The organism is Paenibacillus sp. FSL H3-0333, assembly GCF_038002805.1.
In the GTDB taxonomy this organism is placed as follows: domain Bacteria; phylum Bacillota; class Bacilli; order Paenibacillales; family Paenibacillaceae; genus Paenibacillus_AQ; species Paenibacillus_AQ silagei.
This window is the reverse complement of record NZ_JBBODG010000001.1, coordinates 6,764,042-6,790,300: the sequence shown is the minus strand read 5'-3', so window position 1 is coordinate 6,790,300 and position 26,259 is coordinate 6,764,042. Positions and strand designations below refer to the sequence as shown.

Annotated in this window: 22 protein-coding genes; 18 read left to right on the top strand and 4 right to left on the bottom strand. The window is 49.8% G+C overall.

Annotated features, from left to right (window positions below):
* The first annotated feature begins 372 nt into the window (after positions 1-372).
* The 4 genes from MHH78_RS29620 (at position 373) to rplT (ending at position 3,045) form a co-directional block, all read left to right on the top strand.
* A complete protein-coding gene (locus MHH78_RS29620; protein ID WP_036727659.1) occupies positions 373-1,614 on the top strand; it encodes a glycosyltransferase family 2 protein in 1,242 nt (413 codons plus the stop codon).
* A 284-nt stretch (positions 1,615-1,898) separates the two neighbouring features.
* Complete coding sequence (infC, locus tag MHH78_RS29615; protein WP_036696103.1) at positions 1,899-2,396, top strand: translation initiation factor IF-3; 498 nt, start codon at positions 1,899-1,901, stop codon at positions 2,394-2,396.
* 57 nt (positions 2,397-2,453) lie between these two features.
* Positions 2,454-2,654: a 50S ribosomal protein L35 gene (gene rpmI / locus MHH78_RS29610; protein WP_036696104.1), complete on the top strand. Its 201-nt coding sequence runs from the start codon at positions 2,454-2,456 to the stop codon at positions 2,652-2,654.
* A 31-nt stretch (positions 2,655-2,685) separates the two neighbouring features.
* On the top strand, positions 2,686-3,045 hold the full coding sequence (gene rplT, locus MHH78_RS29605) for a 50S ribosomal protein L20 (RefSeq protein ID WP_036649386.1): 360 nt from the start codon (positions 2,686-2,688) through the stop codon (positions 3,043-3,045).
* Positions 3,046-3,130: 85 nt separating this feature from the next.
* Here rplT and MHH78_RS29600 read toward each other — a convergent pair whose 3' ends face one another.
* Positions 3,131-3,673, bottom strand: a complete 543-nt coding sequence (locus MHH78_RS29600; protein ID WP_036696107.1) for an acyl-CoA thioesterase — start codon at positions 3,671-3,673, stop codon at positions 3,131-3,133.
* Between the two features lie 308 nt (positions 3,674-3,981).
* On the opposite strand from MHH78_RS29600, the gene MHH78_RS29595 reads away from it, so the two are divergent.
* The 5 genes from MHH78_RS29595 (at position 3,982) to MHH78_RS29575 (ending at position 9,437) form a co-directional block, all read left to right on the top strand.
* A complete protein-coding gene (locus MHH78_RS29595) occupies positions 3,982-5,064 on the top strand; it encodes a BMP family lipoprotein (RefSeq protein ID WP_340978840.1) in 1,083 nt (360 codons plus the stop codon).
* Positions 5,065-5,242: 178 nt separating this feature from the next.
* Positions 5,243-6,781, top strand: a complete 1,539-nt coding sequence (locus MHH78_RS29590) for an ABC transporter ATP-binding protein (RefSeq protein WP_340943285.1) — start codon at positions 5,243-5,245, stop codon at positions 6,779-6,781.
* Positions 6,774-7,850: an ABC transporter permease gene (locus MHH78_RS29585; protein ID WP_036727664.1), complete on the top strand. Its 1,077-nt coding sequence runs from the start codon at positions 6,774-6,776 to the stop codon at positions 7,848-7,850. Before MHH78_RS29590 ends, MHH78_RS29585 begins: the two co-directional genes overlap by 8 nt.
* A complete protein-coding gene (locus MHH78_RS29580; protein ID WP_036727665.1) occupies positions 7,851-8,807 on the top strand; it encodes an ABC transporter permease in 957 nt (318 codons plus the stop codon).
* Positions 8,808-9,086: 279 nt separating this feature from the next.
* Positions 9,087-9,437, top strand: a complete 351-nt coding sequence (locus tag MHH78_RS29575; RefSeq protein WP_036727667.1) for a hypothetical protein — start codon at positions 9,087-9,089, stop codon at positions 9,435-9,437.
* A 21-nt stretch (positions 9,438-9,458) separates the two neighbouring features.
* Here MHH78_RS29575 and MHH78_RS29570 read toward each other — a convergent pair whose 3' ends face one another.
* On the bottom strand, positions 9,459-9,905 hold the full coding sequence (locus MHH78_RS29570) for a GNAT family N-acetyltransferase (RefSeq protein WP_036727669.1): 447 nt from the start codon (positions 9,903-9,905) through the stop codon (positions 9,459-9,461).
* A 621-nt stretch (positions 9,906-10,526) separates the two neighbouring features.
* Here MHH78_RS29570 and ilvB point away from each other — a divergent pair.
* From ilvB to MHH78_RS29545, 5 genes are all read left to right on the top strand, one after another.
* Positions 10,527-12,278, top strand: a complete 1,752-nt coding sequence (ilvB, locus tag MHH78_RS29565) for a biosynthetic-type acetolactate synthase large subunit (RefSeq protein WP_036727670.1) — start codon at positions 10,527-10,529, stop codon at positions 12,276-12,278.
* 5 nt (positions 12,279-12,283) lie between these two features.
* On the top strand, positions 12,284-12,763 hold the full coding sequence (ilvN, locus tag MHH78_RS29560) for an acetolactate synthase small subunit (protein WP_036727931.1): 480 nt from the start codon (positions 12,284-12,286) through the stop codon (positions 12,761-12,763).
* 205 nt (positions 12,764-12,968) lie between these two features.
* On the top strand, positions 12,969-13,961 hold the full coding sequence (gene ilvC, locus MHH78_RS29555; RefSeq protein WP_036727672.1) for a ketol-acid reductoisomerase: 993 nt from the start codon (positions 12,969-12,971) through the stop codon (positions 13,959-13,961).
* Between the two features lie 108 nt (positions 13,962-14,069).
* Entirely contained in the window at positions 14,070-15,611 is a 1,542-nt protein-coding gene (locus MHH78_RS29550; protein ID WP_036727673.1) for a 2-isopropylmalate synthase, read from the top strand.
* A 463-nt stretch (positions 15,612-16,074) separates the two neighbouring features.
* Positions 16,075-20,937, top strand: coding sequence for a SpaA isopeptide-forming pilin-related protein (locus MHH78_RS29545; protein WP_341169766.1), 4,863 nt, complete (start codon positions 16,075-16,077; stop codon positions 20,935-20,937).
* Positions 20,938-21,093: 156 nt separating this feature from the next.
* On the opposite strand, the gene MHH78_RS29540 is transcribed toward MHH78_RS29545, so the two are convergent.
* Complete coding sequence (locus tag MHH78_RS29540) at positions 21,094-22,242, bottom strand: response regulator (protein ID WP_341169765.1); 1,149 nt, start codon at positions 22,240-22,242, stop codon at positions 21,094-21,096.
* Positions 22,243-22,453: 211 nt separating this feature from the next.
* Between MHH78_RS29540 and MHH78_RS29535 the strand changes: the two genes are divergently transcribed.
* The 4 genes from MHH78_RS29535 (at position 22,454) to MHH78_RS29520 (ending at position 25,133) form a co-directional block, all read left to right on the top strand.
* Positions 22,454-22,996 carry an RNA polymerase sigma factor gene (locus MHH78_RS29535; RefSeq protein WP_036727677.1) on the top strand — a complete coding sequence of 181 codons (543 nt, stop codon included), beginning with the start codon at positions 22,454-22,456 and terminating at the stop codon, positions 22,994-22,996.
* Positions 22,993-23,463: a zf-HC2 domain-containing protein gene (locus MHH78_RS29530; RefSeq protein ID WP_339254374.1), complete on the top strand. Its 471-nt coding sequence runs from the start codon at positions 22,993-22,995 to the stop codon at positions 23,461-23,463. Before MHH78_RS29535 ends, MHH78_RS29530 begins: the two co-directional genes overlap by 4 nt.
* A gap of 61 nt (positions 23,464-23,524) precedes the next feature.
* A complete protein-coding gene (locus MHH78_RS29525) occupies positions 23,525-24,022 on the top strand; it encodes a hypothetical protein (RefSeq protein WP_341169764.1) in 498 nt (165 codons plus the stop codon).
* Between the two features lie 19 nt (positions 24,023-24,041).
* Complete coding sequence (locus tag MHH78_RS29520) at positions 24,042-25,133, top strand: LiaF transmembrane domain-containing protein (protein ID WP_083684667.1); 1,092 nt, start codon at positions 24,042-24,044, stop codon at positions 25,131-25,133.
* Positions 25,134-25,250: 117 nt separating this feature from the next.
* Here the strand turns inward: MHH78_RS29520 and MHH78_RS29515 are convergent, their stop codons facing one another.
* Positions 25,251-26,231, bottom strand: a complete 981-nt coding sequence (locus MHH78_RS29515; RefSeq protein ID WP_036696143.1) for an aldo/keto reductase — start codon at positions 26,229-26,231, stop codon at positions 25,251-25,253.
* Positions 26,232-26,259 lie beyond the last annotated feature (28 nt).

Genomic DNA, 26,259 nt, shown 5'->3' with positions numbered 1-26,259 from the left:
CTTAAGCAGCAGATTTCACGGCCTGAAGCTGTCTTTATCATACTTTTTTAAGGTAGCCCGTTCAAGAAAAAGCTCGGGTCCGCTCGAAAAATGTCTCTTTTGACTTGTGAGCCCCAAAGCGACTACAATGATTCAAGCAGGAAGATCGCGTTTATAAGGTAACAGAGAAATAAGGAGCCAGCCAGTACACTGGAATCCATATTCATATCTTGTGAAACGGGACATAACACAATTCGGAATCCTGCCCGGAACTAAGGGGAAATTCTTGTCTACAGTAAGGGATGCAACAAAAGGGTCAGATAGAACGTTAGCAAGTTAGAGAGAGAAAGAGAAAAAACATCAAGATTTGGAAAAAGGGGGCATCTAAAGATCATGACAGACGCATTGTTTGTTACGCTCCAAGTGATCTTGGCGGCAATCGCAGTTTATCAGTTTGCATTTTCGCTGTTTGGACTGCGCAAGAAGAAGAACAAGGTTAGGCATGCGCCGCAAAAGTCATTTGCCGTACTGGTCGCCGCACACAACGAGGAAGAAGTGGTTGGCGCTCTGATGGAGAACCTGAAGCAGCTTAATTATCCCCAGGAACTGTACGATGTATTTGTCATCTGTGACAACTGTACGGATAATACCGCTGCGATCGTGCGGGAGCACGGCATGAATGCCTGTGTACGTACCAACAGCAACCTGCGCGGTAAAGGCTATGCCATCGAGTGGATGCTGAAGGAGCTGTGGGCGCTGCCCCGCCAGTACGACGCTGTAGTCATGTTCGATGCCGACAACCTCGCACATACAGAGTTCCTGACAGAGATGAACAACGATCTGTGTTCAGGCGGACGGGTCATTCAAGGCTACATTGATACGAAGAATCCGGAGGATTCCTGGATCACGGCTGCTTACGGCGTATCCTACTGGTACATCAACCGGCTGTGGCAGCTGTCGCGCCATAATCTGAAGATGGCTAACTTCCTCGGCGGAACAGGCATGTGCTTCGAGACGAACCTGCTGAAGGAAATGGGCTGGGGCGCAACCAGTCTGGTTGAGGATTTGGAATTCACCATGCGCAGCGCCTCCAAGGGCGTATATCCAAGATTTAATTATGATGCCAAAGTATTCGATGAGAAGCCGCTTACCTTCAAGGCTTCCTCCAGACAGCGTCTGCGCTGGATGCAGGGTCATTTCACCGTAGCCCGCCGTTACTTCTTCCCGCTGCTGTGGCAGGGGATCAAGGAACGCAGCCTGACGAAGTTCGACCTGGCACTGTATGGAGCGAACGTATACATTGTGTTGCTTACGTTCCTGATGACTGCCGTAATGTTTGTGGATAATGCTGTGTTTGGCGGTCCGCATATTGCGAATATTTACGGACATCTGCCGCTGTGGCTCGGGTACTTTGCCGTAGGGGCGAACATTCTGACCTTCCTGCTGGCTATGGCGCTGGAGCGGGTGAAGTTCAAGAAGGTCTATCTGTACCTGCTGGTGTTCCCGGTCTATCTGCTCTCGTGGTATCCTATTACGTTCTATGCGTTCTTCACGCAGAACAACAAGCAGTGGAGTCATACCAAGCATACGCGCGTAGTCCGGCTGGAGGAAGTGCAGAGCAAGCAGGTTTCATAATCCGCACTGTAAATTAATAATTTCAGAGGATGTTGACATCTTCAGTCTGATGATGTATAGTATTCAAGTGTGCAAAACATAGGGATTGCAAGCAGAAGCACCGGCTTCTCACCTGACAGGCTAACAGCCTGCTGGTTTTGATCTCAATGCTTTATGAATGGTTACAATTCATGAACGTTGATCAAACGGGGTGTCGGGGAATTACCGGCATCCCTTTTTTATGGAGAACCGTAATATATTATCTGAAAATTATTCGGAGGTGGAGGATTATCAGTAAGGAACATATGATCAATGATGAAATTCGTGCCAAAGAGGTTCGGCTGGTCGGAGCAGAGGGTGAACAAATCGGGATCAAGCCGATCCGCGAGGCGTTACAAATGGCGATCGATCTTAATCTGGATTTAGTCAACGTAGCACCGCAGGCGAAGCCGCCGGTATGCCGCATCATGGATTACGGCAAGTTCCGTTATGAAACGCAGAAGAAAGAGAAGGAAGCCCGCAAGAACCAGAAGATCGTGGATCTCAAGGAAGTCTGGTTCCGTGCAAACATTGAGGAACATGATTATCAGACCAAGTTCCGCAATGTAATCAAGTTCCTGGGCGAAGGCGATAAAGTGAAGTGCTCTGTCCGTTTCCGCGGCCGTGAGATTACCCACGCTAGTATCGGCCAGAAGATCCTGGAGCGCGTGAAGAGCGAAGTAGAAGAAATTGCTGTTGTAGAGCGCCAGCCTAAGCTGGAAGGCCGCAGCATGATTATGATTCTGGCTCCGAAGCCCCAATAATCCTGGAGTCACTTGCATAGCAATTTGGCGCCGCATAATATTCAAGGAGGAAACACCATGCCTAAAATGAAAACACATAGCAGCCTGAAAGGCCGCTTCAAGATCACTGGAACTGGTAAAGTATTGCGTTACAAAGCTCACAAGAACCACTTGCTGTCCCACAAATCGAAACGTGCAAAACGCGTATTGAACGGCAATCCGGTAATGGCCCCTGGGGATGTAAGACGTTTGAAACAAGGACTCGCTAACTTGAAATAGTTAATCACACATTTTTGGGAGGTTTATTAATATGGCAAGAGTTAAAGGCGGATTTGTAGTTCGTCGTAGACATAAAAAAGTATTGAAGCTGGCAAAGGGTTACTTCGGTTCCAAGCACCGCATTTTCAAAACAGCTAAAGAGCAAGTAATGAAATCGATGGTTTACGCATACCGTGACCGTCGTCAGACGAAACGTAACTTCCGCAGACTGTGGATCGTTCGTATCAATGCTGCAGCCCGTTTGAACGGTCTGTCTTACAGCAAGCTTGTATACGGCCTGAAATTGGCTGGTGTAGAAGTGAACCGTAAGATGCTGGCTGATCTGGCAGTGAATGATCTGAACGCCTTCAACTCCCTGGCTGTTGTTGCCAAAGAGAAGATCAACGCGTAAGACGCTATAAACCGAAAAGCACCGCCTGCGGGTTCTCCCGTGTGACGGTGCTTTTTTTGCGCGGTGGGAACCGCCGGATGGACAGCTATTCCCAGTATTTCGTTGTGCTAAGCAGCGAAGCGAGTTTCTTGCTGCTGGAGCGTCTCAGCTTGCGCAGCGCAGACCGCTCGTCAGCAGACTGGCAGATCAGCTTCTCTTCGTCGGTCTGGGCCACGATGGCCGGAACAGGGGCTGTAGTGCCGTCTTCATTCATAGCTACGAAGGTCAGGAAGGAAGTTGCGGCAACGGCGCGTTCGCCTGTGTAGAGATTCTCGGAGATAATCTTGACGAATACCTCAATGCTGGTGCGGCCCGTCCAGGAGACAAAGGATTCGAAGCAGACGGAATCCGTCGGCCGGATCGGCAGGAGGAAGTCGACAGAGTCAGCGGATGCCGTTACTACGTTGACCCGGCAGTGGCGCATGGCCGAGATGGAGGCCACTTCATCGATGGTGCTCATGAGCTTGCCGCCGAACAGTGTCTTGTGATTGTTCACATCATTCGGGAAGACGCGGCCGGTTTTGAATACGCGGGATTCATGACAGTATTTGAAGTCGGGTGCAGCTTGTGGTGTGTGTTCTTGTTCCATTTTCAGTAACTCCCTTTGCGTACAAGATGTAATCATACATGATAATAGAAAAGCCTTCCCTGTGCAATAATAATGTTAATGCACTTGGAGCCAGAAGCTACATTTTGAGGTTTTCTAACATATAACGGACACAGAAATAACAGCCCGTGTCAAGGTAAGCGATTTCTTGTTGAAAAATGCAAATTATTATTGACCTGAGGTCATTAATAGACTGGATTTTAGCTTTTTTTGCAGGTATAATTTGTACTAATGGTATGTCCAAAGCAGAACACAGAAGACATCCAATTTACTAAGGGGGATCACTTTCGATGAAGAAGTTTTACCAACTATCTTTGGTTATGGTTATGGCCTTCACTGTCATTCTGGCAGGTTGCGGTAACAATAACAGCGCTAATTCCGGCTCCAATGCTGGAACAGCAACTACTGCACCAACAGACGCAGCTGCCACAGAAGCACCAGCAGCAACTGACGCTCCTAAGGCTGTCAAACTGGGTCTAGTAACTGACGTAGGCGGAGTAAACGATAAGTCCTTTAACCAGTCTTCCTGGGAAGCACTGGAGGCTATGGAGAAGGAATTCGGCGCTGAGATCAAATACCTGCAGAGTAAATCCAATGCAGACTATGAGCCTAACCTTAACCAGTTCGTTAAAGGCGGCTATGACCTCACTTGGGGAATCGGCTTCGACCTTGGCGATGCTGTACTGAAGGTTGCCAAAGAGAACCCGAATGCTAACCTTGCGATCATCGACAGTGTAGTGGACGCTCCTAACGTTGAATCTGTAACCTTTGCCGAGAATGAAGGATCCTTCCTGGTGGGTGTTGTTGCTGGTCTGACAACCAAAACCAACAAAGTAGGTTTCATCGGCGGTATGGAAAGCCCGGTTATCAAACGTTTCGAAGTGGGCTTCAAAGCTGGCGTAGAAGCGGTTAACCCTAATGCTACAGTAAAGATCACTTATGCAGGTGCTTATGATAAGCCGGATACCGGTAAATCTTTGGCGGCAACATTGTATAATGATGGCAACGACATCATCTTCCCTGCTGCAGGTGCAACAGGCAACGGTGTATTCAATGAAGCCAAATCCCGCAACAAAGCCGGCGGCAGCAAAGTATGGGTTATTGGCGTTGACAAAGACCAGTCTCTGGAATTTGGTGATGATGTAACGCTGACTTCCATGATCAAACGTGTTGACGAAGCGGTTAAGAAGGTTTCCCAGCAGGTTGTTGACGGAACATTCAAAGGCGGCACTACAACCGTTCTTAGTCTGAAAGACAACGGCGTAGGCCTTCCTGAAACATCCAAAGCCAATGTTACCGCTGATATTCTGGCTAAGGTTGACGAATACAGCAAACAAATCATTGATGGAACAATTGTTGTTCCTTCCGAGTAATTCATTGCATCAGCTTTAACCGATTTAACATAACGACAAAGCAGGGCCGGTTCAAGTACTGGCCTTGTTCTCTGTCGGCATCTGTTATAGACAATCACAACTGTACCGTCCTTGTGTGGGGCGGTACAGCCGTGTCTAAAAGGCAATATTATATATATTCTGTGATGAGGGTGATTCCATGAGTGCTGCGGCTCCTGTCGTAGAGTTGAAGCAAATCACAAAACGCTTTCCCGGTATCGTTGCGAACGACTCTATTAGTCTGACGCTGGAAAAAGGGGAGATTCATGCGTTGCTTGGTGAGAACGGGGCAGGCAAATCAACCTTGATGAATATCGTATTCGGACTGTACCAGCCCGATGAAGGCAGCATCGAAATCGACGGGAAACCGGTTATTATTGATAACCCCAATAAAGCTATTGAGCTTGGCATTGGGATGGTTCACCAGCATTTCAAGCTTGTTGATCCTTTTACGGTCACCGAGAATATTGTTCTGGGCATGGAACCGAAGAAAGGTCTTAAAATTGACTATAAATCCGCTGCGGAGCAGGTTCGTAAGCTATCTGAGCAGTACGGGCTCCAAGTCAATCCAAATGCCAAAATTCATGACATTTCGGTAGGCATGCAGCAACGGGTAGAAATTATGAAAACCCTGTACCGCGGAGCGGATATACTTATATTCGACGAGCCTACCGCTGTACTTACGCCGCAGGAGATTACAGAACTGATGGCGATTATGAAGCGGCTCGTTGCAGAAGGTAAATCCATTATTCTGATCACACATAAGCTGAAAGAAATCATGCAGATTTCCGACCGTGTCACCATTATCCGGCGTGGTAAGGTAATTGATACGGTGAAGACCGCCGAGACCAATCCTAACGAGCTGGCTGAGAAGATGGTCGGACGCGGGGTAACCTTCAAAGTGGACAAGCAGCCGCCGCATATTGGCGAGAGCATTCTGAAGCTGTCTAACGTCAGCAGCAAGAGCAAGGATGGCGTGCCTGTGCTGAACGGCCTGAGCTTCGAGGTTAAGGCGGGGGAGATTCTCGGAATCGCCGGAGTGGACGGTAACGGCCAGAGTGAGCTGATTCAGGCCATTACCGGACTGCGCAAGATTGACTCAGGTTCGATCCAGGTCTCCGGCAAGGAGATTGCCAATCTGTCACCGCGCAAGGTATCTGAAATGAATGTCTCCCATATTCCGGAGGACCGTCACAAGCATGGTCTGGTGCTGGACTTCACCGTGAGCGAGAACATGGTTCTGGAGACGTATTATAAGAGTCCATATAACCAGAACGGGTTCTTGAACACAGATGTGATTAACAAGCATGCCGAAGATCTGGTCAGACAATTCGATGTGCGCACACCTTCCATAGAGAACAAAGCCCGCTCCTTATCCGGCGGTAATCAACAAAAAGCGATTATTGCGCGGGAAATAGACAAGAATCCGACTCTTCTGATTGCCGCTCAGCCAACGCGCGGTTTGGATGTCGGAGCCATTGAATTTGTGCAGAAGCAGCTGATTGCGCAGCGTGACCAAGGCAAGGCTGTACTGCTGATTTCATTTGAGCTGGATGAAATTATGAATGTGTCCGACCGGATTGCCGTTATTTATGAAGGGCAGATTGTCGGAGAGGTATTCCCGCAGGATACGAATGACCAGGAGCTGGGTCTGATGATGGCGGGCAGTTTGAAGCGGGGAGGTCATGCGGATGTCTAGACTCCGGAAAATATTCGCAACAGACAGCTACATAATTCCTCTTGTAGCAATTCTGATGGGTTTCCTTGTAGGTGCTATCGTCATGCTGATTGGCGGTTATGATCCTATTGCGGCTTATTCTGCGCTGTTCAAGCGCGTGTTCGGCAGCCCGTATGATTTCGGTGAGGCGATCCGCGAGATGACTCCGCTTATGCTGACGGGTCTGGCTGTAGCCTTTGCCTTCCGCTCAGGGATGTTCAACATTGGTGCGGACGGGCAGGTAATGATCGGAATGACGGCTGCGTCTGTTGTTGGCATTAAGCTCGGAGGGGTATTGCCGGCTTTCCTGTTAGTTCCGCTTGCGGTCATTGCAGCTGCTGTATGCGGCGGACTTTGGGCCGGTATTGCCGGATATCTGAAGGCCAAGCGCGGAATTAATGAAGTTATCACAACGATCATGTTGAACTGGATTGCGCTCTTCCTGTCGAATTATATTGTCCGGACGTTCCTGCTTCTGCAAGGGCAGAACCGGTCGGAGGATAATCCGGCTTCTCTATCCATGACCTTCCTCTTCTCCACCTTTGATAATGCCCGCTTGCACTGGGGAACCGTGATTGCCCTGGCGGCAGCAACTTTCTTCTATGTCTATCTCTGGAAGACCAAGCAGGGCTACGAAATGCGTGCAGTAGGCTTGAACCCGCATGCTGCCGAATATGCAGGAATGAATGTCGGACGCAATGTGGTGAAGGCAATGTTCATCAGCGGCGTGTTCGCAGGTCTCGCAGGCGCTGGTGAAGTACTGGGTGTATTCCATTATCAATCCGTATTTGCAGCTTCACCTGGTTATGGATTTGACGGTATCGCTGTTGCCCTGCTTGGACTGACCCATCCGCTGGGTGTCATTCTCGCTGCTATTCTATACGGCACGCTGACGTACGGTTCGGCAGGCATGAGCTTCGGTGCGGATGTGCCTCCGGAGCTGATCCGTATTGTAATCGGTTCGATCATATTCTTCATTGCTGCGCAAGGCATTGTACGCTGGGTGCTCAAACCGTTTTACTTCAAGCGCAAGAAAGAGAAGGTGTTATAGATGGACTTCGTAGTCTTAGGCCAACTGCTCAATACGACGCTTGTTTTTTCCACAGCGCTAATATTTGCCTCCCTCGGCGGCATCTTCTCTGAACGATCCGGCGTCGTGAACATCGGACTTGAAGGCTTAATGATGTTTGGTGCCTTTGCAGCTGCCGTAGGTGGCTACTATGCTCAAGATGCAGGCATGGGCGAATGGGCCCCTTGGGTCGGGGTGCTTTGTGCCATGGCTGTCGGAGTAATCGGTTCACTGATCCATGCAGTGGCTGCGATTACCTTCAAGGCTGACCAGACGATAAGCGGTACGGTTATTAACTTCCTGGCCGCAGGCAGCACATTGTACATGGTTAAGCTGTTCTTCGAAGGATCAGGCGAAACTCCGCTGATCGACGGATTCAGCAAAGTGGCGATTCCCGGGCTCTCTAAGATTCCGGTTATCGGCGAGGGGATATTTAACTCCTATCCAACCACTTATCTGGCGATTATCTTAGTCATTGTCATTTATTTCATCCTGTTCAAAACTCCGTTTGGACTCCGTCTGCGCGCAGTCGGTGAACATCCGAGTGCGGCTGATACCCTGGGTGTCAATGTCAACAAGATGAGATATATCGGCGTCATGCTGAGCGGACTGCTGGCGGGTATCGGCGGAGCCACCATTACCTTGACTACTACAGGTACGTTTGCGCACAATACGATCTCGGGACAAGGCTTCATTGCCATTGCTGCGATGATCTTCGGGAAGTGGAATCCGCTTGGTGCCTTCGGTGCTGCGGTATTCTTCGGCTTCTCCCAGGCGATCCGCAACTATGTCCAGCTGTTTGAATGGTCCAAGAGCATTCCGCAGGAATTCATCTTCATGATTCCTTATGTGTTAACCATTATCGTTCTGGTGAGTGCTGTGGGCCGTTCTTCGGCACCTAAGGCGCTTGGTGAACCTTACGATCCGAGCAAACGCTAAGGCTATCGATATACCAATTCCAGAGCTTAACAGAACAGAACAGAGCGCATTTCCGGATTTCCGGGAATGCGCTTTTTTTGATAGATAAGAATTCATATGTTTTGGGGTCCCCGCAAAGTACCTGAGTCATCATCGAAGCTAAAGCCCCGCTTTGTGGGGGATTTTGTAATCATTGCAGGCAGCAGCTGCGGATATTTTCAGCCCGGAGGCGGGCAGATGTACAGGCAAATACCGGGTGAGGCGAATAGAGTGTTAAGAAACAACTACAGGAGGGATATTATGGCACACCCGGTTACGAAGCAACAAGTGATCAAGCTGATAGGCAAACATATCGTGGCGGTAAAAAAAGACGGGTCCAAAGTGACGGGCAAACTTATCCGCATCTCAGGCAACCGGTTGATTCTGCAGCGTATCAGTGGTAAAAAAGTACAAACCAAGGCACTGATTCCGCTCGTATTGTTTGATTTGCTGGCCATTGGTACGGCTCCTTACGGTTATGGCGGAGGCTACGGGTATGGCGGTGCTCCTTACGGGGGCGGTTATGGTTATGGCCATGGTCCTGTTCCCGGCCCTTATGGCGGCTACGGCCCAGGTCCTGGTTATGGAATTCCGCCGATCGGATTCTTTTAAGCCATATAACTTGCTGCTTTATCAGCGGAACTGTTTCTCAAGCTCATAGCAGTAGTTTTGCGGTTGATAACGGGCTACGCTGTAGCCCAGTTTTTCATAAAAGTTCAGACCGGCGGTATTTCCGGTATCTACAGAGACCTTTGCTCTGTGGCATGCACGGGATAGTGCAAACCGCTCCGCCCTGTCCATAAGCATATTTCCGTATCGCTTACGCCTTGCATCCGGGGCAATGGCGAGCATATCAATGTATAATAAATCGCCATGCAGCAGAAAATGTACGAACCCCAGCGGATCACTGTCGTAGTCGGGACAAGCAACAAGTGTGACTCCCTGTCCCAGGCGGCGGGGCAGATCCTTCCTGACCTGATTAATGATTGTCTGCGGAAGATGGGATAACGGGACAAGCTGCTTTTCAATTAAGTCATAAATAATCGTGTCATCCTGCCTGGGTCTGCGGTAACGAATCATAAATATTGCCCCCTTTCCACGCATTGTCGTACATCATATGCCCCGGGCGGTGTGGGCGTTCCGGCAAGAATAGAACAAGATTTTATGAACAATTTAATGTATAACCCGCAGATGGGTATTGACTAACCGTGTGAGGAATCATATAATGTGTCTAAACATTTAACGAGCATACATGTATCGGCAATGATGAGGACGAAGTTTTAAGGGCTCTTTTGTTCAGAGAGTGAGAGGAATTGCTGCAACCTCCACCAGAATCCCTTATATACGAGCTCACCTCGGAGCTGTTTCCCTGAAAGGTCCACCAGCAGGAGCGGTGGAATTATTAGGGGGAATCGTTTGGTCCGCGTTAGGGACTTCAGGTTACGAAGATTTGGGCCCTGCCTACATCGATGGATTTTTGTATACCTGATAAGGCATATCATCGTGAGATGTTATGCAAACATGGGTGGTACCACGGAAGCTAAACCTTTCGTCCCTCACGCGCTTCTTCTGCGCGTGGGAGGCGAAAGGTTTTTTTGTTGAAACAGGAAAGATTTAAGCCTGTTCGCTAATATTAAAGGTTGGATACTGACGTCCTGTCATTTGAATAATGCATGTGAACGATCGAAGGGAGGAATACTGATGAGCGCGCAATTACCGGAAGAAGTGCGGTCGATAGAGCAGTTACGTGAGAAATGGAAAAATCCAGAGGTGGTTTCGGGTTCCGAAGTCCTCCTGCGCAGTCTTGTACTGGAAGGTGTAGATACTGTATTTGGATATCCCGGCGGGGCTGTACTCTATATCTATGATGCTCTTTATGGATTCGACGATTTCAATCATATTCTGACACGCCATGAGCAGGGAGCGATCCATGCGGCTGACGGGTACGCAAGAGCGAGCGGTAAAGTGGGCGTATGTATTGCCACTTCAGGCCCCGGGGCAACCAATCTGGTAACCGGAATCGCTACAGCTTTTATGGATTCGGTTCCGCTGGTGGTCATTACCGGTAACGTATTCTCCAGCCTGATTGGCACAGATGCTTTTCAGGAAGCGGATATTACCGGGATAACGATGCCGATTACGAAGCACAGCTATCTGGTGCGGGATGTTGAGGATCTGCCGCGCATTATTCATGAAGCCTTCCATATTGCGAATACGGGACGTAAAGGTCCGGTACTGATCGATATTCCGAAGGATGTATCGGCGGCGATGACATTGTTCACTCCGGCAGAACACCAGGGAGTTAACCTTCGCGGCTACAATCCGCGCACGGTTCCCAATAAGCTGCAGCTCGATAAGCTGGTGAAGGCTATTGAGGCGGCGGAGCGTCCGATTATTATTGCAGGCGGCGGAGTCATCTACTCTGGAGCGCATGAGTCCATGTATGAATTCGTGAAGCGCACGGAGATTCCAATTACTACTACATTGCTGGGACTGGGGTGTTACCCGAGCGGCGAAGAGTTGTGGATGGGAATGCCGGGAATGCACGGCACATACACAGCCAATAATGCCATTCAGCAATGCGATCTGCTGATTAACATCGGTGCCCGGTTCGATGACCGCGTAACCGGTAAGCTGGACGGCTTCGCTCCCAAAGCGAAGATCGTGCATATCGATATTGATCCGGCCGAGATCGGCAAGAATGTAGCAACTGATATTCCTATTGTGGGCGATGTTAAGACGGTTCTGGAAATGCTGATCCCGGATGTGAAGCGTGCCTCGAAGGCCGATGCCTGGAGAACACAGATTGCCCAGTGGAAGCTGGACCAGCCGTACCGGTACAAGGATTCGGAGACGGAGCTGAAGCCGCAGTGGGTCATCCAGATGATCAATGACACCACCAAAGGTGAAGCTATTGTGACGACTGACGTAGGCCAGCATCAGATGTGGGCTGCTCAATATTACAAGTTCAACCATCCGCGTTCATGGATTACTTCGGGGGGCCTTGGAACAATGGGCTTTGGATTCCCGTCAGCGATCGGGGCGCAAATGGCCCATCCGCAGCGGCTCGTAGTCTCCATTAATGGTGACGGCGGCATGCAGATGTGTTCCCAGGAGCTTGCGATCTGTGCGATCAATAAGATTCCGGTCAAGATCGTTGTGATCAACAATCAGGTACTCGGAATGGTCCGTCAGTGGCAGAACCTGATCTATGAGAAGCGTTACAGCTATACCGATCTGGCCGGCAGCCCGGACTTTGTGAAGCTGGCTGAGGCTTACGGTGTGAAGGGCCTGCGGGCAACGAACAAGGAAGAAGCCAGCGCCGCCTGGAAAGAAGCCATGGAAACACCTGGACCTGTCCTGGTAGAATTCGTTGTCCCCAAAGACGAGAATGTCTACCCGATGGTAACCCAAGGGTCTACCATTGATCAAATGCTGATGGGGGATGAATAACAGTGATGAGACATACGATTGCTGTGCTTGTGAATGACCAGCCTGGCGTGCTGCAGCGGGTATCCGGATTATTCGGCCGCCGGGGGTTCAATATTGAGAGTATTACTGTTGGGCAATCCGAAGAGGTCGGATTGTCCCGGATGGTTATTGTAACGTTAGGTGATCAGCATACTCTGGAGCAGATTGAGAAGCAGCTCTACAAGCTGATTGATGTAATTAAGGTAGTTGATCTGGGTTCAAAGCCTATGGTTGCCCGTGAGCTGGCGCTCATTAAGGTCAAGGCTGAGCCCTCTGAGCGGCCTGAGATTATGGGCGTAGTCGAGACCTTCCGTGCCTCGGTAGTAGATATCGGTACGGCAAGCCTGCTGGTGCAGGTAGTCGGAGAAACCACCAAAATTGATGCAATGATTGAGCTGCTGAAGCCTTATGGCATTAAGGAGCTGTCCCGGACAGGAGTAACGGCAATGATCCGCGGGAATGCCTAATCGTCACATTTTACAGCTTTAACGAATTGCTGCTTGCGTGCATTAATTTAATTAAGACATTCATTTAATTAAGATTAGGACAGACTTTGCCCGCTAAAGAGCGGGGGCTTGAGGAGCACGCTATAATAGAGTAAGCCTAACAGGAGTGTGCTCTTGAAGCACCCGCTCTTTACGATGGGTCCCAAATTAAAGGAGGATTTTGACAATGGCAGTTACAACGTACTATGAACAGGATGCAGAGCTTAGCGTATTGAAGGGAAAGACAATTGCAGTAATCGGGTACGGTAGCCAAGGACATGCCCAGGCACAGAACCTGCGTGACAGTGGTCTTCAGGTTGTTATCGGTCTGCGTGAAGGTAAATCTTTTGAAACTGCCAAGAATGACGGCTTTGAAGTATTGTCTGTAGCAGAAGCGGTATCCCGTGCAGATGTGGTGCAAATCCTCATGCCGGACGAAACTCAGGCATCTGTATATAAGAATGATATCGAACCGAACCTCAAGAATGGCGCGGCTCTGATGTTCTCCCACGGTTTCAACGTGCATTTTGGACAAATCGTAGCTCCTAAGGATGCGGATGTGCTGTTGGTAGCTCCTAAATCTCCTGGACACATGGTTCGCCGCACTTATGTTGAAGGCTTCGGCGTTCCCGGCCTGATCGCTATTGAACAGGATGCAACAGGCAATGCCAAGGCTATTGGTCTGGCGTATGCCAAAGGCATCGGCTGTACCCGTGCCGGAGTCATCGAAACCTCCTTCCGTGAAGAGACAGAAACGGATCTGTTCGGTGAACAGGCTGTTCTCTGCGGCGGTGTGTCCGAACTGATCAAGGCTGGTTTCGAGACATTGACTGAAGCCGGATATGCACCTGAGATGGCTTACTTCGAGTGCTTGCATGAGCTGAAGCTGATTGTTGACATGGTATATGAAGGCGGATTGTCCAGCATGCGCGATTCCATCAGTAACACAGCGGAATACGGTGACTATGTAACTGGACCACGCATCATCACTGCTGAGACTAAGAAAGCTATGAAAGAAGTACTGTCTGATATTCAACAGGGTAAATTCGCCCGCGACTTTATCCTTGAGAACCAATCGGGCCGTGCCTTCCTGACCGCTACCCGCCGCAATGAAGCCGCTCATCCGGTAGAAGTGGTTGGCAGCCAGCTGCGTGAAATGATGCACTGGATTAAGAAATAAAATCATATACTTCAGAATACAAGTAACCATAGTGTGATTCTCAGATGCGGCCGTAATTTTGCGGGCCGCATTTGAGGGTTTATGGACAATCTTCAGGAGGTGCTCAGCATGCGGAAAATTCATGTGTTCGACACGACGCTGCGTGACGGGGAGCAGTCGCCGGGTGTGAACCTCAATACACGTGAGAAGGTAGAAATCGCTTACCAGCTGGAGAAGCTGGGAATTGACCGGATGGAGGCAGGCTTTCCAGCCGCTTCGCCAGGAGATCTGGCTGCGGTGAACGCAGTGGCCAGAGCGGTCAAGAACGTCACCGTAATCGGTCTGTCCCGTTCCAGAGAGAGCGATATTGATGCGGTCAAGGAAGCGCTGCAGGGGGCACAGGACCCATGCATTCATATTTTCCTGGCTACATCGCCGATACACCGTCAGCATAAGCTGCGCATGGAGAAGTCACAAGTGCTGGAAACGGCACAATCGGCGATCCGCTATGCCAAGAAGTATTTTCCCAAGCTGGAATTCTCCCTGGAGGACGCCGGCCGTACCGAGCGTGATTTCATGGCTGAAATGGTATCTATGGCGATCCGCGAGGGTGCGAATGTGGTGAATATTCCGGATACGGTCGGTTACCTGAATCCGGCGGAATACGGTGCCATCTTCAAATTCCTGAAGGATACGGTGCCGGATATCGAGCGGGTACAGCTTAGCGCCCATTGTCATAATGATCTGGGGATGGCTACTGCCAATACGCTGGCTGCCATTCAGAATGGCGCAGACCAGATTGAGGGTACGATCAACGGGATCGGGGAACGTGCCGGCAATACAGCGATTGAAGAGGTGGCTCTGGCGCTTGAGACCCGCAGTGAGTATTTCGGCGCCAAGACCTCCCTGGTCCTATCCGAAATCTCCCGTACCAGCCGCCTCGTCAGCAAGCTGACAGGGATGGTTGTGCCGGGGAACAAGGCGATTGTCGGCGCGAATGCCTTCGCCCATGAATCCGGGATTCATCAGGATGGCATGCTGAAGGAGAAGACGACCTACGAGATTATGACACCGGAAACCATCGGCCTCAAAGAAAGCAAGCTGGTGCTCGGCAAGCATTCGGGCCGTCACGCTTTCCGCGATAAGCTGAGTGATCTGGGCTATGACATCTCTGAGGAAGAGGTCAATGCCGCTTTTGCCAAGTTCAAGGATCTCGCAGATAAGAAAAAAGAAGTCTCAGACGAGGATATCCTTGCGCTTCTGGAAGAGAAGCTGATTGATACACCGGAGACCTTCAGCCTGCAGACGATCTATGTTACGTATGGCAATGAGGCTACTCCAACCGCCAAGGTGATTATTCACGGCCAGGACCCTCAGCCGATTGTGGCGGTTGCCGAAGGCAATGGATCGGTAGATGCGATCTACAATGCCATTGACCAGGCTACAGGGGAAGAAGTCACACTTGGTGATTATTCGATCAAAGCCGTCAGCCGAGGGAAGGATGCTCAGGGTGAGGTGCATGTCGTGCTCTCGCAAGGCGAGGTGGCTGCACAGGGCCGCGGACTTAGCACCGATATTCTGGAAGCAAGTGCCAGAGCCTATCTGGATGCACTGAACAAGCTGATTGAGAAGCGCAAGACCTACACCAAGCGGGAGCATGCCAATCTATAATTCAACTATTTAAAAGAAGCTTCACCGGACCAGTTCATTTTGTCCGGGGAGGCTTCTTTTTTTTGTTCAATAATCTGCTGAAATTTTTTTGACGCTGAGCATTCCGGGGTAGAATCCAGCTTAAGGGGATTTGAAACAAGTTTTAATTGAAAAGAATGAACAAGATGAGTCGGAAAAATGAAAAATAGTTCATAATCCAGGGTGGATTCCACATTATCAGCGTTTGAAACCACTTTTTTGTCGAAAAAAATATTTTATTTTTAAGTTATCTATGATTTATCTCATAATCTGTTCAGAAATTGTTCAGAGGCGGCAAGTAAAGTTACGGAAGTACAGTACAAGCGAAATCGAAGGCCCACATACATATTAGTGACAGGGGGACGATCGGGAAGAAGCAGGCGGGAACGGTAATTGTGACGCTGGAACAATCATTTTGCAGAAAGAGAGAGAGGTTATAGTGATTATGAAGAAAAAGACGATAGGCGCCTGGTTGGTTGTTGTAATGCTGATTACACAGTTTGCCAACGGTTTCGGGTTCATGACGAAGGTTAAGGCGGATGGGACGGATAATATCATTACCAGTGTTACGATGGCTGTGTATGAGAATGGCACACAGGTCACGGATAGTGTGTATAAGCTTGATTCGGAGGTTAAAGTCGGGCTGACCTTCAAGCTTCCGGTAACGGACCCTGAGACTGGAGCGCATGGCTACAAGGGTGGAGATACGTTCGTGTATCAGTTGCCTTCCCAGTTAGCAATCGATAAAAATTACTCGGGAAAATTGTTCTACGACGGAGTGGAGTCGGGCAGTATCGGAGACTACACAGTAGGTACAGATAACAAAGTGGTGCTTACATTCAATAGTGAAATCGAAGGCTTATTTGATGTAGGCGGTACTTTCAATGTGACGTCCAAACTTAGCTCTACCAAAGTCACAGGAACCACGACTCAGGAGCTGTTATTCCCGATCGCCGGGAACCTGAATAATACGATTGTGATTAAAGTCCATCCTAAGGGCGGCACCAGCATTACCAAGGACGGAATTCCGCAGCCGCAAAAATACAATCCGTCCAGTATCCTCTGGACCGTTGATGTAAACACGGTGCAGGACGAAGTATACAAAGCGGTCGTTACGGACTCCATTCCGACAGGCCTGGAGCTTGACCCAAGTTCAATTAAGGTCTACAAGCTTGCCGTGGATGTTCAAGGGAATGCATCGCAGGGAGCTCAGATCGGTTTGGATCAATATGATGCTTCAGGCAGCACGACGAGCAGTTTGAACCTGAAGTTCACTAATACCATTACAGATGCGTACCGGGTGACATTCTCGACCAAGATTACAGATACATCCGTTAAAAAATTCACCAATACAGCTACGCTTACTGGTGAAGGAATCGATAAGAGTTCTTCTAAGACGGTTGATATTGTGCGTGGAGCACCGTTGAAGAAAATTGCAACAGGAAACTTCGATCCCGTGACCGAAACAATTCCTTGGGAAATTCAATTCAACTATAATGAACAGTCTATTGCAGCCGCCAATGCTATGTTGCTCGATTATTTTAACAATTCTCAGGTACTGGTTGAAGATTCAGTAGTGGTCTACAAGATCAAACTAGATCAGAATGGCAATGCTAGCGAAGATGGCACCCTAATTAAGGGAACGGAATATACAATTACTACTGTGCCTTCGCCCCCAACAGGCAAGACCGGGTTTGAACTGAAATTTAATAATGACATCAATTCAGCTTACAAAATTGTCTATAAAACAAAGGTCAAAGACCGTGTATACGGTAATACAGAAACGATCCGTAATGATGTTACTTACAATGGTGAGACTAAAGGAGATCAACGGGATATTTTCCAGCAAATAGTCAAGAAAAATTTTGCCGATGTTGACTATTTGAATAAAACTGTAAAGTGGACCATTGAGGTAAACAAAGATGGTAGAGTGATGAACGATCTGGTTCTGAAGGATACCTTTGATAATGGCGGGTTGAAATTAAGCGAGCCGATCAATATCACTTTGACACCAGCTATGAACAGCGCAGATTATACGATTACACCAAACGGTTCGAATTATGCCAAGGGTGACGGGTTCACCATCACATTCTCTAAGCCGATCAATAAGCCGTTTACGGTGACGTATACAACCAGTTTTGACTATTACAAATTGCAGAGTGGTGCGACCAGCTTCAAGAACACCGCACAGCTTGATTGGAAGGATGCTAACGGCAAGGATCAAAGCATTAAGGGTGATGCAACCTTTGATCCGCGGTCTGAAGTCAAGAACAACGGTAATAAAACAGGTTCATACGATGTAAAGACCAAACAGCTTACTTGGACAGTAAGAGCCAACTATAATAAACGGGAGCTGGCTGCAGGAGCTACGCTGGTGGATACGATTCCCGCAGGTCAGAAAGCAACTAGCGTTACTGCAGTAGTGTATAAATTTGATTATGCTGCGGATGGAATCCCTGTTAAAGGTGCTTTGATAGACGCTTCGAAATACGATTTGACTGTCACAGACAAGCAACTTACAGTGAAATTCAAAGAGCAGGTTGATTATGCCTTCCAGGTGGTCTTCAGTACAGAGTTCATTGATGGTGATGTTAATAAAGGTACAGTTAAGAATACAGCCACCTTATATGACAAGGACAACGAACCGGTTTCTAAGCCTCTGGAAGCCACAGTAACGATTCCTAAGGGTGGAGAATATGTCGCCAAAGGGTTTACACAGGATAACAATGATCAGACTCTTCTGAACTGGAAAGTGGTCATCAACGCCAACCAGTCCGTTGTCAAAAACGTTAAACTGGTAGATGATCCTAGCTCGAATCAGGTGCTGCTGCCGGACAGCTTCCATCTCTTTGAAACGACTGTTGATCAGAATGGGAATGCAGGAACCCCGGGAAATGAACTGAAGAAGGATGTAGATTATACGCTTACTTTCAAAACCGGCACTGACGGTAAAGAAAGATTCGAGCTTGTCTTCCTGAACCCGAACCCGATCAGCAAGCCGTACATTCTGGCTTATCAGACTGTCGTCACTGAAGCCGGAAATAATGTACAAGTGAAAAACGCTATATCGTTTAGCGGCGACGGTGTAAATCGGATTACAAAACCTATTACATCTGACAAGAGCATTCAAATTGTAGACACCTCCGGTACAGGTAGTGGTGTAAAAGGTTCGCTAATTGTAACCAAGACGAATCAGGCCGGCGATGAAAAGCTTAAAGGCGCTGAGTTCGCACTCTCACGGGTGATTGGAACTGAACTGAAGGAGACTCAAAAACAGACTTCTGCAGCAGACGGAACCCTGACTTTCACAAATCTTAAGGCTGGTAAATATGTACTAAAAGAAACTAAAGCTCCGGCAGGCTATTCGCTGGACAGCTCAGAGATTAAGGTGACAATCAATTCGTCTACGGCCGTACAGCTAACCGTCAAGAATGATTTCTTCGGTTCACTCAAGCTGACCAAGTTGGATGTGAATGATTCCTCCAAGAAGCTGGAAGGCGCAGTATTCGAACTGTACGACTCCAAGAACGCACTGGTGGGAACGAAAACAACCGATGCGAATGGTGAGCTGAAATTCACTAAGCTTAAGGGCGGGGAGTATACCCTGAAGGAGAAAACCGCTCCTGCCGGTTATATCCTGGATACCAAAGTCATTAATGTTACCATTGATCCATCACAAGAGAAAACTGTTACAGTAACTAACGCACTGATTCCTGCCGAAGTCTTCGGCTCGCTCAAGTTGACTAAGGTTGCGGAGCAGGATGCCAGCAAGAAGCTGGAAGGCGCAGAGTTCGGACTGTATGATTCCGCCAAGAAGCTGGTGGCAAGCGGTAAAACAGACGCAGACGGCGTATTGGAATTCAAATCGCTGAAGCTCGGAACATACACCCTGAAGGAGCTTGCTGCTCCGGCTGGTTATGTGCTGGATGCAACAGAGCACACCGTAACCATTGATTCAGGCGTACAAAAAGTACTTTCACCAATCACGAACAAACTGATTCCAGTCGAAGTCCTCGGTTCGCTCAAAGTGACGAAGGTTGCTGGTGAGGATACGAACAAGAAGCTGGAAGGTGCAGAGTTCGGACTGTATGATTCCGCTAAGAAATTAGTGGCAAGTGGTAAAACAGACACTAACGGCGTATTGGAATTCAAATCGCTGAAGCTGGGAACATACACACTGAAGGAGCTTGCTGCTCCGGCTGGTTATGTGCTGGATGCAACAGAGCACACCGTAACCATTGATTCAGGCGTACAGAAGGTATTGGCCCCAATCACGAACAAACTGATTCCTGTTGAAATCCTCGGCTCACTCAAAGTAACGAAGGTTGCTGGGGAGGATACGAACAAAAAGCTTGCAGGAGCAGAGTTCGGACTGTATGATTCCGCCAAGAAATTGGTGGTAAGCGGAAAAACAGATGCAAATGGTGAACTGGTATTCACATCTCTGAAGCTGGGGAATTATATTCTGAAGGAAATTACAGCTCCGGAAGGTTATGTTCTGAGCACAACAGAGCATTCTGTAACGATTGATTCCGGCGTGCAAAAGGTGCTGTTACCAATTACTAACCAAAAAATAACGACACCGCCGACAGAACAACCAGCGACACCAACACCAACGCCGGTGACACCAACAGCAACACCGACGCCAGTTACAGTACCAACATCAACACCAGTACCAACATCAACACCAGCACCAACATCACCGCCGGTGTACTATACACCGACACCTGAACCATCAAGCATTCCTGGAGTTATCGGTACACCAACACCGACTCCATCGGTAACGCCAGCACCAACGGGGACTCCGGCTGCTTCCAGTACGCCAGGAGTAACGGCAACACCACAGGTGACGCCAGCAGCAACACCGGCCCAGCCTGGAACGGTTAGCACTCCAACGCCGCAAGCCACACAGGTCACTACGATTGAGGAAGTGCCTATCGACGGCGAGATCCCGCTGGGAGGTATTCCTAGCATCGGCGAAGAGCCGGCGCATGGTACGGTAACTATTACACCGGATGGCAAATGGACGTATACTCCTGATCCAGGCTACACCGGCAAGGATAAATTCACGATTGTCGTAACAGATGAAGACGGCAATGAGGAAGAGATTACAATTGAAGTTGGAGTCGATGAAGTGCCTAAGGGCACGGTTACAGAACCAACTGACAAAGGCAACAACAGCGGACTTCCCGGCAAGCTTCCGCAGACCGGAGAAGAAAGTCCTCTCCCGCTGTATCTGACTGGCGGCGGATTGATTATTCTGGGAGCTGTACTGGCCAGAAGATTTAATGCCCGCAAGAAAATGTAGGAGAATGCACCTTAGCAGGTATTAACCAGCTAATATGGCAGCATACACAAAGACACCCGCAGCCTGCTGCGGGTGTCTTTGCTCTTATAAATATAAAGTCGCTGAAATCATACCGTCCTTTGAAAGGTCAGCATTGCCGTTTCTATTTATGGAGAATCACATGCTTCTGAGGTTAAGATGCTTCCATTCCTCATACCAGCGCTTAATACTCGCGGGCGGCTTCACGCCGAGCTCCCGCTTCAGTAAATCCGTCAGAATATGATATTGTTCCTCTACCGCTGAACGCTCTCCAATGCTGTCGTAGACCTTCATCAGCCCGAGATGCCCCTGTTCAAAATAAGGCTGGAGCTGCACCACTCTCTGGTACACGGTCACCGCTTCCGGTATCCGGCCACTGCTTACATAGAATTCTGCGATATTCATTGCGTGATGCAGCCAGATGGTCCGCAGACGCTGCCGTTCCCCTTCCGCCCAGAGGTAATCGTAATCGTTCAGATAATCGCCGGAATAGAATTCGAACAACCGCTGATGTTCCTCATAGTTATCTTTATTGATGGCATCCAAGGTAAGAATGCCCTTCTCCCATTCGTAGCTGTCTATCAGCAGGCTGCCGGTCTCCAGGGTGTAGCCTTCTCCTCCGCTGGCATTGCTGATCTGCAGATCGATCTCCGCCTGCTTCAGGCATTGCCGAACCTGATAAATCGTTGTATAAAGATGAGTGGAGGCCTTCTTGAGATTGAAATCAGGCCACAGCAGATCGGTTAGGGTATCTTTGCTTACAAACCGGTTGCGGTTATGAAATAAATAAGCGAATAATTCCTGCGCCTTGGAGGTGCGCCAGCGGATATTGGGCAGCGGCTGGCCGCCCCGTTCGAATCTTAAGGACTGGAAGCTGCGGATCATTACCGTCTGTGCAGGCTTGCGCGAATCCTCCTGTGCCTGGCTGAGACGCTCCTCCAGCCGCTCGATGGTCTTCAGCAGACGGCCCCGCTGTACAGGCTTAAGAACATAATCAAGCGCATAAAGCTCGAACGCCTCGATGGCGTAGCTGTTATGTGCAGTTACAAATACGATGCTTGCCTGCGGGCACAGCCTTTGCATGGCCTCCGCAGCCTGGACGCCATTCATCTCAGGCATATCAATGTCGAGGAAAATCACATCAGGGCGTAGCAGCGGCACTGCCTTGACCGCCTCGGAAGGATCAGTATAAGCAGCGATTATATTTATAGTTGTCAGTTCCTCCAGCATCATTTTCAGCTTCATAAGAGCAAGCCGTTCATCATCTACCAGCAAGGCCTGAATCATGTCTATCCCACCACTTCATTAAGGAATGTTGTCTTGTCATAGGCTGTTTAAGGATAATTCGACAAGGATGCGGGTTATCCTCCCTCTGAGCTTGCACTTGAGGCTGATTTTGAATAGAAATGCTGCTATTCTAAAATAATTTAAAAAACTATGCAGGGGAACCTTAAAGTCAGACGTCTAACGTTATGTAGCTGAAGGAGGGAAGAAAGACTTGGAAGAGACGGAGTGGATCAGTGCTGTGCTAAGCGGGGAGCATCAGGCCTTCGGGAATCTGGTGACCCGTTATCAAGGCATGGTATATAGCGTATGCATCAAAATTACAGGAGAAGCCGAGTCTGCCAAGGATATGGCTCAGGAAGTCTTCATCAAAGCCTATAAAGCCCTTCCCACCTTCAGAGGACAATCTTCCTTCTCCACTTGGCTATACCGGATTGCTTACCGCACCTGTCTGGACTGGAAACGGGCCAATGACCGGGAATGGCGGCACCGGAGTGCAGCAGATTACACTGAGAATGACTGGGTGACTTCACAGACACCTGAACAGGCAGTGCTTCGCAAGGAGGCTTCCCGGGAGCTGGGTGAGAACCTGAATAGTCTGGCGGAACCGTACCGGTCGGTTGTGCAGCTGTACTATTTTCAGCGCCACTCCTATCAGGAGATCGCGGAGCAAAAAGGAATTTCGGTTAAAACGGTTGAATCGCAGCTCTATCGGGCCAGACAGATGATGCGCAAAAGCGGGGAGGAATGGCGATGAATTGTTCAACAGTAAAAGAGTGGATGCCGCATTATATAGATGGACAGTTGTCACCTGAGGCCCAGCAGGCGATCTATCTGCATATCCAGACCTGTCCCGGCTGCGCGGAATGGCTGGAGGAGGCGCGGGAGCTTGCGGCGATGTGGAGCGAGATGGAAGCCGGGCTGGATCTTAACGGGCAGGAGCCCGTGTTGCCGCATGACTTCCCTGATTTGACCGGGGATGTTATGGCAAGGATCGGCCAGCTGGAGAACGGACGCAGAGAACGGATCGTGAAATCAACCATGTCCAGACGGCGTACGACCCGGGGAACCTCCTGGATGCATTACGGCGTGGCGGTCGGTCTGACGTTTCTCCTGCTGCAGCTTGGCGTATTTGAGAATTTGGCTTATGGCATCACTGAAATCAACGGGCATATGTCCACATCGGTCAGCTCCTGGTTCGGCCCGCAAGGTAACAATAAATAAATCCATAGCGGCTTCGCCGGTTATCTAATTTATTTCAACAAAACTTTTGGGAGGGTAACATATGATTAAGAAAAGACGCTGGCTCACGTTTCTCCTGGCTATGGTTCCGGGACTGGGCCACATGTATCTGGGCTTTAAAAAAATGGGTCTGGAGTATATGATTGGAGCATCGCTCTGTATTATATTCATTCCGTCCATGCCCGCCGTGTTTCCGTTCGCACTTGCTGCGCTCTGGTTCTATCAATTATTCGATGCGCTGCAAAAGGCGGCTTGGATGAAAGTGTCGGCTGCCGAGCATGAGCGGATGATGTTTCATCCGGATAGCTTTGGAGCACCCTGGTCAATGGGAATGTCTGCGCCCCCGATGTATCCGCATGATGACGTGAATCCAGTGTGGGTCGGTATAGGGTGTGTTATCGCGGGCATCCTGCTGCTGCTCATCACTGCATTTCCCGCTCTGTGGGAAATACTCAACGATATGAATATCGGAGCGATTCTGTTGTCGCTTGCCTTGATCGGGTATGGATTCAGAATGCTGAAGAATAATTCAAAAGTATAGTGAAATGGGGAATTGAACGATGGGGAGATGGAAAATCGGCAGCTTTACCGCCGCAATAGGGTGCATAATAGTAGGCGTTATTGTAGTCATGGCTCAATATGGTGTAATCACGTACGATGTGCTGGGTTATATCTGGCCGGCCCTGCTTATCCTGTTCGGCCTGGAGATGCTGCTTAGGCTCTTCATTAAATCAGATGTCAAAAGCCGCGTAAGCGGCTGGGCCATTCTGCTGATCATTGTGCTTATCGCGGCAAGCGGGGCACAGACGGTGCTGGCCGGAGGATCGCTGAGCAGTATCTTCGGCAATACCAAGCTGGTGCCGGTGAACGGGAAGGTAGAAGTGCAACAGGATATTAAGAATGTGCGGATTGATCTGCCCCAAGGCAAGGTTAAGCTCCAGGGTGTGGATGGGAACACGCTGACGTATGAAGGAAAGCTGGAGCTGCCGGGCAATACAGACAATGAAGCGGCAAGTGCCCTGGAGCGTAAATGGAAAGTGACGACCGAGGGCGACACGCTTGTGATGGAGCTGGAAGGAGATTCAGGCTGGCTCTCCAATATCCAGATCGGCTTTAATAACAATGCGCCATATCTGAATGTCGGCATTCCGCAGAATCTGGCCGCTCAGGTAGAGACCAGTGACGGTTCCATCGAAGCCGGGGGGCTGGCCGCAGGCATTAATGTGGATACGAGCAACGGAACGATGGATATCCATGATGTCTCCGGAGGGGTGAAGGCTCATAGCAGCAACGGCACGTTGACGGTAAAGAATGTACAGGGCGGAGCAGACCTGGTTAGCTCGAACGGTGCGATTACGCTGGGGAATATTGACGGCGCTGTGTCGGCCAGAAGCAGCAACGGCAAGATTACAGTCAATTCGGCAATCACAGGTGCATGGGAACTGAAATCCAGCAACGGCAAGATTGTCTTGGGTCTTCCGGCGGTAACGGATGCCAAGATTACGGCAGATACCAGTAACGGATCACTTAAAGGCAACGTGGACTGGGGCGGCGACGATGAGGACCATGGAACGGCTGTACTTGGAAAAGGCACCCATGAGGTCACCTTGTCCACCAGCAATGGTTCTATAACAGTGGATACGGCGCAATAAAAGACATAGAAGTATAAAGAGCTGTTCACCGGATACGTTATGCCGGTGAACAGCTCTTTATTGTAAGAGAAGAAATGATATCGGGAGGTTATGCAGGCTGCAGCCAGTTAGTTCTGATTACCATGCATAAGCCTTCGGAGCCGCACCGCCGGGTCCGGGGAAAATCTCGTCCAGACGCTTCAGCACGGACTCGTCCAGAACGACCTCCAGGCTGCGCAGCGCGCTCTCGAACTGCTCCAGCGTACGCGGTCCGATGATTGGCGCTGTTACGGCAGGGTTGGCCAGCAGCCAGGCCAGAGCGATATTATCCTGCGGCTCGCCCAGCTCCAGACTCAGCTCCGCAAAGGCCTCAAGCTGCTTCTTGTGCTGCTCCACACGCTCCGCGTTGCCGCCGCTGCGGCTGCCCTCGATCTTCTTCAGCGCATTGCGTCCCAGCAGCCCTCCGTCAAGCGGACTCCACGGAATAATGCCGAGGCCCAGATGCTGCGCCGCAGGCAGAACCTCAAGCTCCGGCAGACGGCAGGTCAGGCTGTATTTATGCTGCTCGGATACCAGTCCAAGGAACCCGCGGGCCTTCGCTTCCTGCTGGGCAACGGCAATATCCCAGCCGGCGAAGTTGCTGGAGCCGGTGTAGCCGATCTTGCCTTGGCTGACCGCAAGCTCAAAGGCGCCCCACAGCTCGTCCCAGGACACGTTACGGTCGATATGGTGCATCTGGTAGAGTTCGATGTGATCGGTCTGCAGACGCTGCAGAGAGCCCTCCAGATGGCGGCGGATAATGTAGGAGGAGAGGCCGCCTTCATCATTGGGTCCATCCAGCTTGTCACTCATCGCCCCGTAGACCTTGGTCGCCAGGACAACCTTCTCACGGCGTCCGCCGCCCTGCTTGAACCAGCGGCCGATAATAGTCTCGGTCAGACCCGAGTTCTCACCCCATCCATACACATTGGCGGTATCAAAAAACTGGACTCCCGCGTCCAGCGCCGCATCCATAATCCGGAAGGCTTCCTTCTCGTCGGTGATGGGACCGAAGTTCATCGTTCCCAGACAGAGGCGGCTTACCTTCATACCAGACTTGCCAAGCTTCGCGTATTGCATCTTGAGATCACTCCTCTTCCATATGATT

Coding starts and splice junctions, on each gene's coding strand:
- MHH78_RS29600 (WP_036696107.1), bottom strand. CDS start 3,673: ATGGAACAAGAACACACACCACAAGCTGCACCCGACTTCAAATACTGT.
- MHH78_RS29520 (WP_083684667.1), top strand. CDS start 24,042: ATGGGGAGATGGAAAATCGGCAGCTTTACCGCCGCAATAGGGTGCATA.
- MHH78_RS29620 (WP_036727659.1), top strand. CDS start 373: ATGACAGACGCATTGTTTGTTACGCTCCAAGTGATCTTGGCGGCAATC.
- rpmI (WP_036696104.1), top strand. CDS start 2,454: ATGCCTAAAATGAAAACACATAGCAGCCTGAAAGGCCGCTTCAAGATC.
- ilvC (WP_036727672.1), top strand. CDS start 12,969: ATGGCAGTTACAACGTACTATGAACAGGATGCAGAGCTTAGCGTATTG.
- MHH78_RS29545 (WP_341169766.1), top strand. CDS start 16,075: ATGAAGAAAAAGACGATAGGCGCCTGGTTGGTTGTTGTAATGCTGATT.
- MHH78_RS29550 (WP_036727673.1), top strand. CDS start 14,070: ATGCGGAAAATTCATGTGTTCGACACGACGCTGCGTGACGGGGAGCAG.
- rplT (WP_036649386.1), top strand. CDS start 2,686: ATGGCAAGAGTTAAAGGCGGATTTGTAGTTCGTCGTAGACATAAAAAA.
- MHH78_RS29585 (WP_036727664.1), top strand. CDS start 6,774: ATGTCTAGACTCCGGAAAATATTCGCAACAGACAGCTACATAATTCCT.
- MHH78_RS29570 (WP_036727669.1), bottom strand. CDS start 9,905: ATGATTCGTTACCGCAGACCCAGGCAGGATGACACGATTATTTATGAC.
- MHH78_RS29525 (WP_341169764.1), top strand. CDS start 23,525: ATGATTAAGAAAAGACGCTGGCTCACGTTTCTCCTGGCTATGGTTCCG.
- MHH78_RS29540 (WP_341169765.1), bottom strand. CDS start 22,242: ATGATTCAGGCCTTGCTGGTAGATGATGAACGGCTTGCTCTTATGAAG.
- MHH78_RS29515 (WP_036696143.1), bottom strand. CDS start 26,231: ATGCAATACGCGAAGCTTGGCAAGTCTGGTATGAAGGTAAGCCGCCTC.
- infC (WP_036696103.1), top strand. CDS start 1,899: ATGATCAATGATGAAATTCGTGCCAAAGAGGTTCGGCTGGTCGGAGCA.
- MHH78_RS29590 (WP_340943285.1), top strand. CDS start 5,243: ATGAGTGCTGCGGCTCCTGTCGTAGAGTTGAAGCAAATCACAAAACGC.
- MHH78_RS29575 (WP_036727667.1), top strand. CDS start 9,087: ATGGCACACCCGGTTACGAAGCAACAAGTGATCAAGCTGATAGGCAAA.
- MHH78_RS29530 (WP_339254374.1), top strand. CDS start 22,993: ATGAATTGTTCAACAGTAAAAGAGTGGATGCCGCATTATATAGATGGA.
- ilvN (WP_036727931.1), top strand. CDS start 12,284: ATGAGACATACGATTGCTGTGCTTGTGAATGACCAGCCTGGCGTGCTG.
- MHH78_RS29580 (WP_036727665.1), top strand. CDS start 7,851: ATGGACTTCGTAGTCTTAGGCCAACTGCTCAATACGACGCTTGTTTTT.
- MHH78_RS29595 (WP_340978840.1), top strand. CDS start 3,982: ATGAAGAAGTTTTACCAACTATCTTTGGTTATGGTTATGGCCTTCACT.
- ilvB (WP_036727670.1), top strand. CDS start 10,527: ATGAGCGCGCAATTACCGGAAGAAGTGCGGTCGATAGAGCAGTTACGT.